This is a genomic window from Butyricimonas paravirosa (assembly GCF_032878955.1).
Lineage (GTDB): Bacteria > Bacteroidota > Bacteroidia > Bacteroidales > Marinifilaceae > Butyricimonas > Butyricimonas paravirosa.
This window is the reverse complement of the sequence record NZ_CP043839.1, coordinates 3,465,415-3,480,185: the sequence shown is the minus strand read 5'-3', so window position 1 is coordinate 3,480,185 and position 14,771 is coordinate 3,465,415. Positions and strand designations below refer to the sequence as shown.

Annotated in this window: 11 protein-coding genes; 3 read left to right on the top strand and 8 right to left on the bottom strand. The window is 45.1% G+C overall.

Features of this window, described 5'->3' with window-relative positions; genetic code table 11:
• Nucleotides 1-45 precede the first annotated feature (45 nt).
• The 4 genes from F1644_RS14165 to aroB form a co-directional block, all read right to left on the bottom strand.
• On the bottom strand, nt 46-621 hold the full coding sequence (locus tag F1644_RS14165; RefSeq protein WP_158571800.1) for an RNA polymerase sigma factor: 576 nt from the start codon (nt 619-621) through the stop codon (nt 46-48).
• An 81-nt stretch (nt 622-702) separates the two neighbouring features.
• Nucleotides 703-2,295, bottom strand: a complete 1,593-nt coding sequence (locus tag F1644_RS14160; protein ID WP_118303320.1) for an aspartate:alanine exchanger family transporter — start codon at nt 2,293-2,295, stop codon at nt 703-705.
• A gap of 54 nt (nt 2,296-2,349) precedes the next feature.
• Nucleotides 2,350-3,558, bottom strand: coding sequence for a 3-phosphoshikimate 1-carboxyvinyltransferase (locus F1644_RS14155; protein WP_118303318.1), 1,209 nt, complete (start codon nt 3,556-3,558; stop codon nt 2,350-2,352).
• A 15-nt stretch (nt 3,559-3,573) separates the two neighbouring features.
• Entirely contained in the window at nt 3,574-4,605 is a 1,032-nt protein-coding gene (gene aroB, locus F1644_RS14150; RefSeq protein WP_118303316.1) for a 3-dehydroquinate synthase, read from the bottom strand.
• Nucleotides 4,606-4,880: 275 nt separating this feature from the next.
• Between aroB and dprA the strand changes: the two genes are divergently transcribed.
• From dprA to F1644_RS14135, 3 genes are all read left to right on the top strand, one after another.
• Nucleotides 4,881-5,993 carry a DNA-processing protein DprA gene (gene dprA / locus F1644_RS14145; RefSeq protein WP_118303314.1) on the top strand — a complete coding sequence of 371 codons (1,113 nt, stop codon included), beginning with the start codon at nt 4,881-4,883 and terminating at the stop codon, nt 5,991-5,993.
• Between the two features lie 193 nt (nt 5,994-6,186).
• Nucleotides 6,187-7,521 (top strand): NADP-specific glutamate dehydrogenase, encoded by a 1,335-nt coding sequence (gene gdhA, locus F1644_RS14140; RefSeq protein ID WP_087419545.1) that lies wholly within the window; start codon nt 6,187-6,189, stop codon nt 7,519-7,521.
• Nucleotides 7,522-7,679: 158 nt separating this feature from the next.
• Nucleotides 7,680-9,065 (top strand): MATE family efflux transporter, encoded by a 1,386-nt coding sequence (locus tag F1644_RS14135; RefSeq protein ID WP_118303312.1) that lies wholly within the window; start codon nt 7,680-7,682, stop codon nt 9,063-9,065.
• Nucleotides 9,066-9,155: 90 nt separating this feature from the next.
• Here F1644_RS14135 and F1644_RS14130 read toward each other — a convergent pair whose 3' ends face one another.
• From F1644_RS14130 to F1644_RS14115, 4 genes are read right to left on the bottom strand one after another with little or no spacing between them, the layout of a single operon-like run.
• Nucleotides 9,156-10,331, bottom strand: coding sequence for a TlpA disulfide reductase family protein (locus F1644_RS14130; RefSeq protein ID WP_158571799.1), 1,176 nt, complete (start codon nt 10,329-10,331; stop codon nt 9,156-9,158).
• Nucleotides 10,318-12,330 (bottom strand): TlpA family protein disulfide reductase, encoded by a 2,013-nt coding sequence (locus F1644_RS14125; RefSeq protein WP_168044201.1) that lies wholly within the window; start codon nt 12,328-12,330, stop codon nt 10,318-10,320. Before F1644_RS14125 ends, F1644_RS14130 begins: the two co-directional genes overlap by 14 nt.
• A gap of 32 nt (nt 12,331-12,362) precedes the next feature.
• Entirely contained in the window at nt 12,363-13,271 is a 909-nt protein-coding gene (locus tag F1644_RS14120) for a hypothetical protein (protein WP_118303306.1), read from the bottom strand.
• Between the two features lie 17 nt (nt 13,272-13,288).
• Nucleotides 13,289-14,758: a RagB/SusD family nutrient uptake outer membrane protein gene (locus F1644_RS14115; RefSeq protein WP_158571798.1), complete on the bottom strand. Its 1,470-nt coding sequence runs from the start codon at nt 14,756-14,758 to the stop codon at nt 13,289-13,291.
• Nucleotides 14,759-14,771: the final 13 nt, after the last annotated feature.

The following is a 14,771-nucleotide window of genomic DNA, read 5'->3' as shown; positions in this document are numbered from 1 at the left end:
GGTCACGCACATCACGACACGCGAATGGAGCCAATTTGAAACAGCCTATACATTTTCAAAACAAACCGTCAACATGAAAAGCACTAGCACGAAATCATAATCCGAGAAACAACGTTTCAACTTTTCCAACCCACGATGCAACTGTACCTTCACGGTATTCTCATTCATCCCCAACTGTTCGGAAATCTCGCTGTACTTGTACCCATGCACGAAACGAAGAAGGCACACTTCCCGACATTTTTCCGGTAACTCGTCCAGCACCTCCCGGATTTTCTCCAGAATCTCCTCCCGATCGATCATGTCCACGTTGTCCGAATAGACTGCCGCCTCGGCGTATAACGCCATGTTACGATCCTCGACTTTCGCGTCCCGCAGGTAATTGTAGCAACGATTACGCACGCTCGTGTAAAGATAGGCTTTCAGGGAACCTTGGTAATTTTTCAGAACCGATTTTTCATAGATCGCGATAAAGACCTCCTGCACAATATCATTGGCCACGTCTTCCCGAAAAACCATATTCAGGGCAAACGTAAACAACTTATCGAAATACCCGTCAAACAAATCTGAATAGGCTTTTCGATCATTCCGTCGTAATCTCTCTATTAATATTGATTCATCCAATTTTGCACTTATTTTGAACCATAGTGGGACAAAAATATTTTTTATTTTCCACTTATAAAAAGTATTCCTCGTAATTTATGTTCAAATTAACATACTTAATAGTTGAATACAGATAATTAGAAACACCATCGCTATCGGATAAACCGTTGCATAGGCCACGCTCGGGATGTTACTATCAGTCATGGAGTCAGCGGCTGCCAATCCCGGTGTACTCGTCATTCCTCCCGTGATCGTTCCCATCAGATCCAAAATATTGATCCGGAAACCATAGTACCCCACCAACAATGCCACGATCATCGGCAATAAGGTAATAGCAAAACCCACCCCGAACAGGGTTAACCCGCTATCCATGAAAGTTTGTACCAGATTTACGCCTGCCGAGGTCCCGACTTCCGCCAAAAATAGTAACAATCCTAATTGACGTAGCAATTGATTGGCCGGGCCGGACATAGACCACACGATAGGTCCAGTCTTACCAAGATAACCCAAAACCAAGGCCACGATCAGAATTCCTCCCGTCAATCCCGGAGAAAAGGTGAAACTATCGGAAAAAGAGATATTCACTTTTCCGAAAAGCACGCCCAACACGATACCCATTGCTATCGGGAAAAAATCGGTGTCCGACAAACGTTTCTTGTCATTCCCCAAAAGATTCAACACGTCCTTCATGCTCTCCTTCCGGGCTATTACCGTCAACTTATCACCAAAACGCAGAACCAAATCGGGACTCGGAGCCACATCAATACCGGAACGACGCACGCGGGTCACCGTGCAGTGATAATTCTGATGCAGGCTCAAACTACCCAAGCTCTTCCCGGCCACCTCTTTATTCGTCAACAGCACGTACTGCATATCAATGCTATCCCCCAATGGCAAATCCTGATTCATCTTTTCCCCGACCAGGATTTCTAACTGCCGCAACGCATTCGGGGAGCCTACCGCCTTGATCAAATCTCCCTCCCGCAACACGGATAGAGGAGTCGGGATCTCGGTCAGGTTATCGTGAACCAAACGGGAAATCACGGCCCCGGTCATGGTCCGGATTTGCAGATCCGCCAAGCTCTTGTCAAAAGCGTTTGGATTACTCACCCGGAAAACAGCCGTTTTGATCTCCGGGTATTGTTGTTGCTGCAAGGCTTCCAGTCGTTTCTCTTCCGCACGGATGTCCACGCGTAATATTTTAGGTAAAAGTTTCACGAACAGAATCACCCCGATCACCCCAAAAGGATAGGCAATCCCGTAAGCAATGGAAGAGGACGAGGAACCCGTGGCATCAATAGCGGCAGCCAAACCCGGTGTACTCGTCAACGCTCCCGCGATCAATCCCACGACACTCGGCGTATCAATGTCAAACAAATATTTAGAGGCGATTCCGGTCAGTGCTGCCGTGGCCACGATCAATAACGTGATAATTGCCAGCACTTTCCCTTTCGCTTTAAACGAGGTAAAAAATCCCGGTCCGGCCTGCATTCCGATCGTGAAAATAAATAGTACCAGCCCGAAATTTCCCAGTTCTTTCGGGATAATTACCCCGAAATGACCGAAAAGCAAGGCGATAAAAATGACCGCTGACACGTCCAGCGATATTCCTTTAAAATTAATTCGTCCCAGTATAAAACCTAGAGCAACAATTAAAAACAACGCGAAATAAGAAGATTGTAATAATGATTCCATAAATAAATAGATTCTGTGATTGCCGATTAAATGATTTCGTGATTAATCGGATGATTAAATCAATAATTTATCCAGCTGTTCCCAAAATGTAGGGAAAGACTTCGTCACCACCCCGGCATTGCGGATGACCAAACCGGGTAACTTCAACCCGACAGGAGCAAACGCCATTGCCATACGGTGATCTTGATAAGTATCTATTTCCAATGAAATCAACGTATTCCGTTCCCGATTCCATGACAACTCGCCATGCACGGGGACTTCCAGATCATACCCCAATTTATGTAACTCTCGAATCGAGGCGGCCACCCGGTCACACTCTTTAACATACAAAGTTTCCAAGCCGCGAATATGAAACGGAATATCTTTTAAACAACAAGTCACGATAAAAGTAAGAGCCAGATCGGGCATTTCCGTGAAATCCGCCTCGAATAAACCCGTGTTTTCACCGGCAACCCGCAAGAGAACACCCGATTCCCGCCATTCTGTTTGCACCCCTAATTGTTCCCACAATCTATATTGCAACGCATCCCCTTGCAAACTGTCTTTTTTCAAGTCCGAAATAAAGATTTCCCCCTGCCCGACAATAGAAAGCATCTCGTAGAAATAAGATGCTGCCGTCCAGTCGGATTCCACACGCAGGTTTACCGGGATGTACCCCTTCTCGGGAATAATAATCTTTTTCCCTTCAAAACGCACGTCTACCCCGAACAAGCGCATCATGCCGGCCGTCATCCGTATGTAAGCGGCAGAAACGATTCTTTCTTCCAAATCGAGCGTCAAGCCTCCCGGCAGCAAAGGGGTAATCATCATCAAGGCCGACACGTATTGACTACTCACGGACGCGTCTAACAACAGGGAACGCCCTCCTTGTAAAGGTGCGGAAGTAATCCATAAAGGCGGAAAACCCTCATCTCCCATGTAGGCGATACTCGCACCTAATTCCCGCAAAGCATCCACCAATACCTGCACGGGACGCTGTTTCATACGTTCCGAACCGGTTAATTCCCGGACCCCGCCTTTCAAGGCAAAATAAGCTGTCAAGAAACGCATGGCAGTTCCGGCATGTCCCACGTTGACCAACCTGTCGGAAGTGGACAGGGCCTCCCGCAACACCCGTGTATCATCGCTATCGGACAAGTTCTCCGGCACCGGGCATCCTGCCAAGGCACATAACACGAGCGCCCTGTTCGAGATACTCTTTGAAGCCGGTAAAACAGCCACACCTTCAATCTTCGTCTTGTCCCACGCGATAACTCGATCCATAATTCTACTCGTTATTTACACTTGGCTCAATGCCTCAACCACTAAATCTTTCGAACAATAATTATCCAATGAAAATTCCCCGATACCCGGGAGTAACGTGAAATTCACTCCCCGCCGTTCGTTTTTCTTATCATGCAACATCAATCCATACAAGGTATCAACATGCTCCATCAGAGGATAGTTCGGATAATATCGTTTGACAAAATTCCGGACTTCCAGGTAAATTTCTTCCGGAAAACCTTTTTCTTTGACGGACAGGTACAATTCGGCCACCAATCCCAATGCCACCGCCTCCCCGTGCAAGAGAGCCATTCCCCGCATGATAGACAAACTTTCAATGGCATGCCCGATCGTGTGCCCGAAATTCAACACTTTACGCAGTCCCTGTTCCCTGGGGTCCTGGGAAACGATTTCATCTTTTATCGTCACGGAACGCCGAATCAGCTCCAGAAAATCTTCCGGACTCGTTTCTTGATATTCCAAGCTCAACAACCGGGTCAAATACTCCCGGTCTGATAATAAACCATGCTTGATCATCTCCGCGAAACCGGACATTCGTTCCCGCACGGGTAAATGACTTAAAAAATGGACATCGATAATCACTTTTTCCGGGATAGAGAACGTGCCGATCTCGTTTTTCAAACCGTTGAAATTAAACCCAGTTTTACCGCCCAAAGATGCATCAACCTGCGCCAACAGTGTCGTGGGAACATTGATGCAACGCATCCCCCGCTTGAACGTGGAAGCCGCGAATCCTCCTAAATCCGTCACGACACCACCTCCCACGCACACGAGAATGGAAGATCGACGCGCCCCCCGTTTACTCAACATCATCCAAATCCGGCTGACGCTTTCAATCGACTTATACTCTTCCCCGCAATCCAGAACCGCCACGTGAGAGGGAATCCAATCCACCTTCTCAAACAAGCGATCACAAAAACCGACCGTGTGTTTATCCGCCACGATAAATAAATTCTCGTGCCTGATTCCGCCCAGCAATTCGGCAAGGACAATGCTGGCATCCGTGGTAAAAATGATACTTTCCATTCATCCTGTATTTCCGTACAAAATTAAACTATTTTAATCAGATGCCCAAAAGAGAAGAAGTTTATAAGGTTCGTAAGGTCTATAAAGTTCTTGGACTCCTGCGAGACCTTTGTCCACGGCAGCTTGAGTTGCCGATAGATTTTATCCGGAGGACTCCCGACACTTTATAAACCTTATAAACTTTACAAACCTTATGAACTCATTTTCTCCATTTCATTCGCTTTTTAAACTATAAAGGCGTATTTTTGTCACAAATCACATTTAAATATCGGCGTATGAATCATGAAAACTCGGTCCTGACAAGGGTTGCCATCACCATGGCACCCCGGCTTAACAATGCTCTTTTTGCCTCCTTGTTCCAACAATGTGGCGGAATTTCCGGCTTTTTCGAAGAAACAGATCAGAATATAGAGACTCTTTTCCGGGAAAATAACCTGACAAACATCCAACCCGAACGCTCCCGCTGGTTACAGATGGCAAAGCAGGAGTTGGACGTCATGGAAAAACATCATATCCGGGTATGCGGGATCGAAGATTCGAATTATCCCCGCCTTTTGAAGCATTGCGCGGATGCCCCACTCGTACTATTTTATAAGGGGATTCTGGATGACTCCGACTCGAAGAATATTGCCATTGTGGGAACCCGCAAAGCAACCGAAATGGGCAAGAAACGAGTAGACACGTTGCTCCATGAACTGGCCGAAACAGGTTACCACCCGAATATCATCAGTGGATTGGCTTACGGGATCGACATTACCGCCCACACGGCGTGCATACATTACGGTTTAAAAGCACAGGCCGTTCTCGGGCACGGCCTACACATGGTTTATCCCGCCTCACACAAAAATATGGCCGAAAAAATTCTGGAACAAGGAGGAGCTTTAATTTCAGAATTTCCGACTTGCGCACAGATTTTACCGACAAATTTCCTTCAACGCAATCGTATCGTGGCAGGCATGAGCGAGGCGATTCTTGTCGCCGAATCTCCCATAAAAGGAGGGGCCATGTCTACCGCCCGACAAGCCCTGTCATACAACCGGGAGGTGATGGCGATTCCTGGAAGACCGGAAGACCCGACCTTCGCCGGGTGTAACCTGTTGATCAAACAAAATATTGCCGCCTTGGTAGAAAACATCAAGGACCTGCTCCGGATTCTCAACTGGCCACCTCTCCCAACCGGCCCCTACCAGATGTCCCTGGATTTATTCCCCATAACAAATAATGAAGTATTACTCTTGGAGATTCTGTTAAAAAGGGGAGAACAAAATATCGATCAATTACATCAGCTTACACGCATACCCGTGCATGACCTCTCCGTACTTCTTTTAAAACTCGAACTGGAAGGTCACGTGATGCAACTCCCCGGTAATTGTTACACGCTCATTTAACAGGTTTTATTACAGATTCATAGCACTTCATGAATCGTGATTGAAATTTTAAACTATTATAACGTTTGCACCTACCAAAAAATAACTCGAAAAATTTTTGGAATCATAAACAAAAGCATACCTTTGAACCGAATTTTGATAATTCAAGTAAATGAAAATGTTTTTTTAAAGTTTTTACTTAAACAATATTCAAATGAAAGCAGAGATTAAAGAATTCATGGATGCCTTAAAGGCTAGAACCGTAGGTGAATCAGAATTCCACCAGGCAGTTCAAGAAGTGATTGAAACTGTATGGGATACCTATCAGGCAAACCCGAAATACAAGGCTAACAAGATCCTTGAGAAAATGGTAGAACCTGAGAGAGTAATCATGTTCAGAGTGCCCTGGATCGACGATAAAGGTGAAGTACAAATCAACCGTGGTTATAGAGTACAATTCAACAGTGCTATTGGACCGTACAAAGGAGGTTTGCGTTTCCACCCGTCAGTAACCCTTGGCGGTTTGAAATTCTTAGGTTTCGAACAAACTTTCAAAAACTCATTGACTACTCTTCCGATGGGTGGTGGTAAAGGAGGTTCTGACTTCAACCCGAAAGGAAAATCAGATAACGAAATCATGCGTTTCTGCCAAAGCTTCATGACTGAACTTTGCAAATATATCGGTGCTGATACTGACGTACCTGCTGGAGATATCGGTGTTGGTGGTCGTGAAATCGGTTTCTTGTTCGGACAATACAAGAGAATCCGCAACGAATTCGTTGGTGTATTAACTGGAAAGAACCGTGAATTCGGTGGTTCAAGAGTACGTCCGGAAGCTACTGGTTACGGTACCGTTTATTTCGCACAACACATGTTGGCTGAAAAAGGTGAGAAAATCGCTGGTAAAGTAGTTGCTCTTTCTGGTTTCGGTAACGTAGCTTGGGGTGCTGCTCAAAAATTAGTTCAATTAGGAGCTAAAGTTGTTACGATCTCTGGTCCTGACGGATACGTATATGACGAGAAAGGTCTTACTCAAGAAGGTGTAGACTACATGTTGGAATTGCGTGCTAGCAACAACGACGTTGTAGCTCCTTACGCAGAGAAATTCGGTGCTAAATTCTTCCCGAAAGCTAAACCTTGGGAAGTTAAATGTGACATCGCATTCCCTTGCGCTATCCAAAACGAGTTGAACGAAGACGACGCTAAGAAATTGGTTGCTAACGGTTGCCAAATGATCGTTGAAACGTCTAACATGGGTTGTACTGCAGAAGCAGTGAACTATGCTAACGCTCACATTACTTTCGCTCCGGGTAAAGCAGCTAACGCTGGTGGTGTTGCCGTTTCTGGTCTTGAAATGAGCCAAAACTCAATGAGATATAGCTGGACTGCTGAAGAAGTAGACGCTAAATTGTCTCAGATCATGAAAGACATCCACGATACTTGCGTTAAATTCGGTAAAGAAGGTAACAAGATCAACTATGTTAAGGGTGCTAACATCGGTGGCTTTATCAAAGTTGCTGAGGCTATGTGCGCTCAAGGACACTGCTAATAATATAGTAAGTCTATATAAAGAATCCGCCTCGTTTGGGGCGGATTTTTTTATTCCTCTCTATTACCCGATCAGTAAAATTGATAAAACAAAAAGTAATCCGTGTATGCTATTATCAGGTTGTTTCCTGTACTTTCGCGTCATGAAAATGTCAAAATATGCGTACTCATAATAAATCATCACAAGGTGCGGTCCGGATGGATATGCTGCATGGAAGTTTATTGAACAAGATTCTGTTGTTTTCTCTGCCATTAGCAGCAAGTAGCATCCTGCAGCAGTTATTCAACTCGGTAGATGTGGCCGTCGTGGGAAGATTTGCTAGCGATCAGGCTCTGGCAGCTGTGGGAAGCAACAGTTCGGTGATCAGCTTGATGATTAACCTGTTCGTGGGAATATCCGTCGGGGCAAATGTCGTGATCGCCAATTACATCGGACAAAAAGATGAACGGGGAATCAAAAATGCCATACACACGGTCTCCGTGATCGCACTGACAAGTGGGTGCCTACTACTCGTGGTAGGTTTACTCATAGCCCGCCCGATACTGGAAGCTATGGACACGCCCGATGATGTCATAGACCTGGCAGTTCTGTATCTTCGCATTTACTTCCTCGGAATGCCCTTCTTCATGGTATACAACTTCGGGGCAAGCATTCTCCGTAGCATGGGAGACACGAAACGCCCGCTTTATTGTCTTGTTGCTGCCGGGATCATCAATACCGTGCTAAACTTACTGCTGGTCATTGTCTTCAAGATGAGTGTTGCGGGCGTTGCTATTGGTACGGTCGTTGCCAATATGTTCAGCGCAGGCGTGATCATATACATCCTGCGACACGAACAAGGACCATTCAAGCTAGACTTCAAGCACCTCCGCATCAATCGTCCCGAATTACGAAAAGTTCTTCAGATCGGAGTCCCCGCAGGAATACAGGGGATGGTGTTTTCGATTGCCAACATTTTCATACAAGCAGCCGTCAACCGATTCGGCTCCGCAGCTATTGCCGGTTCTGCCGCCGCCCTCACGTACGAGTATTACTGTTATTTCGTGGTCAGTGCTTTCAGCCAAGCCGCGGTGACTTTCATCAGCCAAAATTACGGGGCTGGACAAATTGATCGCTGTAAAAGAATTTTCCGTCTGACGATGTTATTAAGTGTTGCCTGTTGCGGCTTGCTGAACGTGCTATTCGTCTGGCAAAAACACTTCGCCATCAGCTTTTTCACATCCAGTCCGGAAGTATTCCACTATGCAGCACTTCGCATGAATATCGTCTTATTGACACAGTGCCTTGCCTGCTCATACGAAATTGCCGGAGCTGCACTCCGGGGACTTGGCTATTCCATGCTACCGGCTATCCTCACCGTGTTCGGTACCTGTGTCTTACGATTACTATGGATATACCTTGTCTGTCCCTTATTGCCCAGTTTCGACGCTTTGATGGTCATCTATCCCATCTCGTGGATCGTGACGGGTGCTGCCGTTTTGGTCGCATACTACGTGGTACAGAAAAAGTTATTCCGGCCCAAGGAAATGCCAATTTTTACCTAACAAGGTAAATGTTTAGGGTTATAACCCGAAAAACTTTTCAAACAAAGATAGTTTTTCGGGGCATAACCCTAAATCATTTAAAAATGATTTCTATTTTTTAGAAAAATACTTCTCGATGATCTCTTCCAAAAGCGGACCATGCGGGTTGCGAGCAAGGATTTTACCGGATGCATCGATTAAAACCGTAAACGGTATCGCCTGTACCCCGTAATCAACACGGGAAACACTTTCCCAACCTTTCAATTCGGAAATCTGGATGCCTGCCGGCTGATGCTTATCCAAAGTTCCCTGCCATTTTTCCCGATCAGAATCAACGGACACGCCCACAATTTGTAATCCTTGATCTTTATACTTTTCCTGCAATCGCTTTAGCAGAGGAACCTCCTGGATGCAAGGGATACACCAAGATGCCCAGAAATCCAGTAAAATAAGTTGTTTCTTACCGACATAATCCGATAAACGAATCTCTTTCCCATCTATTGTTCGAGCCACAATCTCCCGATAGGGCATTCCCACGTTCGTGGCTTTCTGCGAATGCACAAAATAATCCTGTTTTTCCTGACGAGCCCGGATTAAAGCCTCGTATTGCTCCCGTATTTCCGGCCGAATAGTCGGATAAACCTCATCTACAAAAGCCTTGCTATACACATCTTTCCCGCAACAATGAAAGAAGAAGAACTCCCCGATTTCAGTACCCGCGTATTCTCGAATAAAGTTTTCTGATGCCGGAATGACATTCTCCTTGAAGATAGCACTACTTTTCAGATTATAGTAGTTATCTATCTCATTTTCCACACTTCCCGGCAAACGCTTCACGCTATCTCGTTCCTGCCATAAAAGTTGGCGTTGACGCACAGTTTCCCGCTTGGCCTCTCCTATCGTTGTCATGTACCGTTCATTTACAGGGGTTCCGGACACCATGATACCCAGCGTATCATATACCATCGTAATATCGCCGGGTTCAATCACCACGGCGATTGAGGCCATATCCGGGATCTTATAATCCACGCCATCAATTGTCAGCATATAGACGGTCGGTTCCTGCACCGTTCCGGCAAACTGAAATTTACCATCCTTGATTTTGACGCTATCCACTGGACTGGGTTTCTCCTCGGAGAAAAAGAACGTGGCAGGCGTAAGCTTAACCAGACATCCATCATAACGAGCCGGCAAACTCCCGGTAAGCGAATAGTGGTTCCCACTCCCGCAAGAAGAAAAAAGTCCTGCTGCTGCAAGCAACAGGACGATCAGATTATTTCTCAACATGATTTCCCTCCTCTTTAAGAATCTCGATAACATAAGAAATCTCATCCATCAAACCGCTGGGACTTCCACCGTACCCTTCCGCACGATAGCGGATATGCCCGTTTTTAAGGATGGCTTTTTGAGGAATACCCGATGTTCCGGGAAACATGGATTTATACACGACATTCCGGGAATTCTTTCCTTTCGGATTCGCATCATAAAGAACTTCCATGTTCCGGAAACCATTCTTCTTCCAAAGAGCATCTATTTTCTCACGGTTCGGTTCATCTTGCGTGATCACGAAATAGAACTTCACGGTCGGATCATTAGCATAAAGATCCACGGCCATCTGCATCCCATCTAAAGCAGCAATACAAGGCGCACACCACAAAGCCCAAAAATCAATCACCACGATTTCATCTTTTTTGAAACTAACAGATTTCACTTTCCCTCCCTGATGTGATTCCATGACAAAGGGCTCAAAAGGTATATCTATAATTTCTGCACGAAGTTTATTCTTGATTTTTTCAACCTCATGCCTCGGTTTCAGAGATGCAATCCATGCCTCGAATGTGGCAGGTTTCTCCTTCAAGGTAGCATAATGCTCTCTTAATTTGTCATAAATTACCGGGGTCATCTGTCCGGCACTTGCCGCACCTTTCATTGCTTCGAAAGCCTCAGTATGGTTTCCTAACTTTTCCAGACTCACGATGTATGCCTCATTTCCCGCCGGATAAGAGATATACCGTTGATCCTCATCAATCAAATTCATCACGTCCACAGCCTCTTGGTAACGACCGCATTTCTCGGCAACTTGAGCATGAACACAGATATAGTAATTCAACCACAAGCGGGCCAGTCCTTCAGCTTGCCGAGGAGAGGCTGCTACAGTTTGCGCATACGAACCGTCACCCACCTTAGCAATCATCTGATCGATGAATTTCTTTGAAATCTCGACATAGGTTTCCGGTGGCGTGGGAGTTTTCCGAATAGCAAACTCGACACCTTTTCGGAATACATCATTGATCATTACCATATCCATCTCGGGCAATATTTCTTCCAGTTTCTTGTAATTTCCCGATTTATAGTACCTCGTGGCCAGCTCACGATAAAAATTATTATACACGAATCCTCTAGGATTTGGATTTTTCCTCCACTCCTCTATCGGGAAATCTTTTCGAAACTGATCGGCAGCCGCAAAGTATTCCTCTTCAGGCAAAGTATTCAACTCGAAAGAGCGGTTAAAACGAGCCAAGCCCCCGTGCGGGAATAATTTGAGGATCACCTGATCGATACTATCCGCTTTCTCCTTATTTTTCAAATCAATTCGGTAAGTACTACTGATCTCCTCGTATTCATTCTCGGTCAAATCCGGTTGGCTTTCCATAACTTGCAACAAGTGCGCTATTCCGGGACGGCTGTTATCCCCATACATTTTTCGCAAAACTGATTTCATAGTCCCGAAAAAGTGGCGACCATATTGAGGATAATGTTTTGTCTCCTGATCCGTCCACATCATCGCGGCCTCGTTAGAAATCTCCTTGTAGTTCCCGGAAAAATAATTCCCGGTTTCCGATCCTAGCGAAGGCATCCGGAATACACCCCAAGCAAGGTATCTACCCGGCAAATAATCACCCGCACTATTCTGGGGGATAAACATAAACCCGTTATCGTTATTATTATCCGTTGAGTCCGGTTGCAAGGTAAACGTGGACTGGAATTTAAAAGCAATAAAAGCACAATTTTCCGGCATCTCGAAAGTTCCTTTCCAAATATCTCCTTCCTGCTTCAATTGCACATCGCCCATCTCCCAGTGATAAAAATTATACATATAAACAATCCCGACCAAATCGGATCTACCTTCTAATGGCCCTCCTTTCGGATTATATGTCAATTCCAAACTCTGACCGGCCACGGGTACTTCCGGATTTAAGGTCAAGCGGGACTCTTTTTGCTGGCCCAAAGCCATGTTAACCATGGCTAGGCAAGCAAAAAGAACATAAACAAATTTCTTTTTCATACTCTACAAACAATTATCTTTACAGTGATTTATTAAAAAGTCGTATTACCCATTTTCCGAAGATCAATACCAAATTCTTTCTTGTAGTAATCAATTAAAATATTCCATTTTTTCTGGATCAACTCGTATTCCGGGTTATTCAGGAACCAAGCTACTTCCTCATCCGTTTGGTTCCGTAAATGCAACATAAAAGATTTCAAATCGTTTTCTTTCGCTTGAGTCCACGGGTAATCCCCCCAATACCACTCTTCCTGCGCTCCGGAATAACTATTAAATGTCGGTAAAAATCCTCTCTTTCGATAAGCCTCCAAATTCTCACCATCTAACGGGAGAGCAGGTGCATTCTCGTAATCCGTATCTTCATAAAACTCATCCGGCACATTTAACAACCCCTGAGCAATATAATAATCCCACATCGCCCCCAATAGTTCGTTTTTCCTCGTCCTTTTAGTTACGGCATCCATAGTGGTCAGATCTTTATTCATCCCTCCAATAATGAGCGCATTACCATTTATGCGATAATTATAAAGAGTTTTACCCCAACCACGATCCCAATAAATTGAATCAGCCAGAAAGACCCGGTAGGGCATTCCTCCTTTTTTCAAAAATTCTTCCGGAAAAAACTGAAGCCAAATATCCTGAATATAATCAAGCATGGCATCCACATGACGGGGTTCACCCATGATAGCCCGATAGATTTGCGCTGCACCACCTGCTGCCGTCTGTGTCCAAAAAGCATCTTTCTCCGTGTAATTATAAAGCACGTAAGACGTATAGGTATCGAATATCTGCTGAATCCGATCGTTTGCCTCCTTCGAAGCGTCTCCCTGTGGTAGCACGTAATCCGGCAATATTTCGTCCGGCGCACCGATTTTCGTGTCTTCGCTACAAGAAATGCATGCAGCCCACAGGCAAGCTATAGCTAATAATATCTTTTTCATGATCTTCTATTTTACGTTTATTGAATCTCACCTTGTCTCGCTCCCATCTCCCGTGACGGATTCTGAACAAGAGCCCTGTTTTGCAATACGACACTGTTAGGAAACGGTAGTGTATACATGGGATCCCCCTGTTGCAGTACATATTCATACACCGCTCCTCCTTTTTCAGCCTTATACGTGTGTTTGATTTCCGGCATTCCTTGACGACGTAAATCAAACCAACGATGACCTTCAAAACAAAGTTCTTTTCGACGTTCCAACCGGATCTCATCCAGAAGTGCCTGACCACTCAGATTTACATCCGTGTAACCGATCACGCGGGTCTTCCGGAATGCATTCAATTCGGTCAACGCCAACCCTTCCTCTCCGGAAAGAGCGTAAGCTTCCATCCGGTTCAAAAACGCTTCTGCCGAACGGATAGATTGTCCTAACTCTGAACTACTCATTGGTTTTTTCAGGTATACCGTATTGTCATCACCCACAACTTGGAGCGCATAAGCCAAAAAACGTTGGTCATTCACCTGATCCCATAGAACCCGAAAAGCAGGTGCTGTCCCCGGTTGATATTCCCAATGATTCGCAACCGCACTCGGCCCGAAAAACCATTCAACCTCGGGATTATTGTAAGAAATCGGGGCATAACCATTATCTGTCAGGATAACATCCAAATTATTTACCATATTCAATAACCCGATTCCTTGCTTTTCTGCTTTCTCCACCTCGGCAATACACTCTTTATAATTCTCCATATACAGATAAACCCGGGAAAGCAGGATATGAATGGCAGGCTGATTGATCCGGAAATTCTTACGCATAATCGGAAGAGGATCCAGCAAACGGGCTGCCTCCAACAAATCTTTCAGAATCACCTCTTCATAAATATACCCCACGGTGGAACGTTCAATGTTCTTTTCCGTCAAATCGGAAATCAACCGAACCGGAACTCCTAAAGCGTCCTTATTATGGTTATAGGGTTCCCCATAAATATTAACCAATTGAAAATACAGTAACGCTCTTACAGCAAGAGCTTCAGCCTTCACCCGATCCCGATCGTCCTGTGTTCCTATGGCCTCATCAATATAATCCAACACGGCGTTACATCCCAATATTTTTGAATAGAACTGGGCGTACGTGGTAGAACTTGCCGTTTCATTGATCTCACTATCGTAACCATCATAATCAGCAAGAGTCGGTTGCCATGAATAGATCGGGAATTGGGTGATAGCATTTACCGTTTCCACAGTTCCCTCCGGACTCCACGGACTTGAATAAGTCAAAAAATGAGCACAATCATCATCCATCAAGGATAAGAAAGAAAAGTTCGGAGCCGACTCATCGGGATACCCCGTACCCAGCAATAGTTCTGAGAAGTCAGATGTTGTCTTCGGGATTACCTCACTTTGGGATTCTTCTTCTAAAAAATCTCCACAAGCCCCCAGCATAAACGATCCCATAATAGCTCCTAAAATAAATATCTTGTTTTTCATCATTCTAACAATT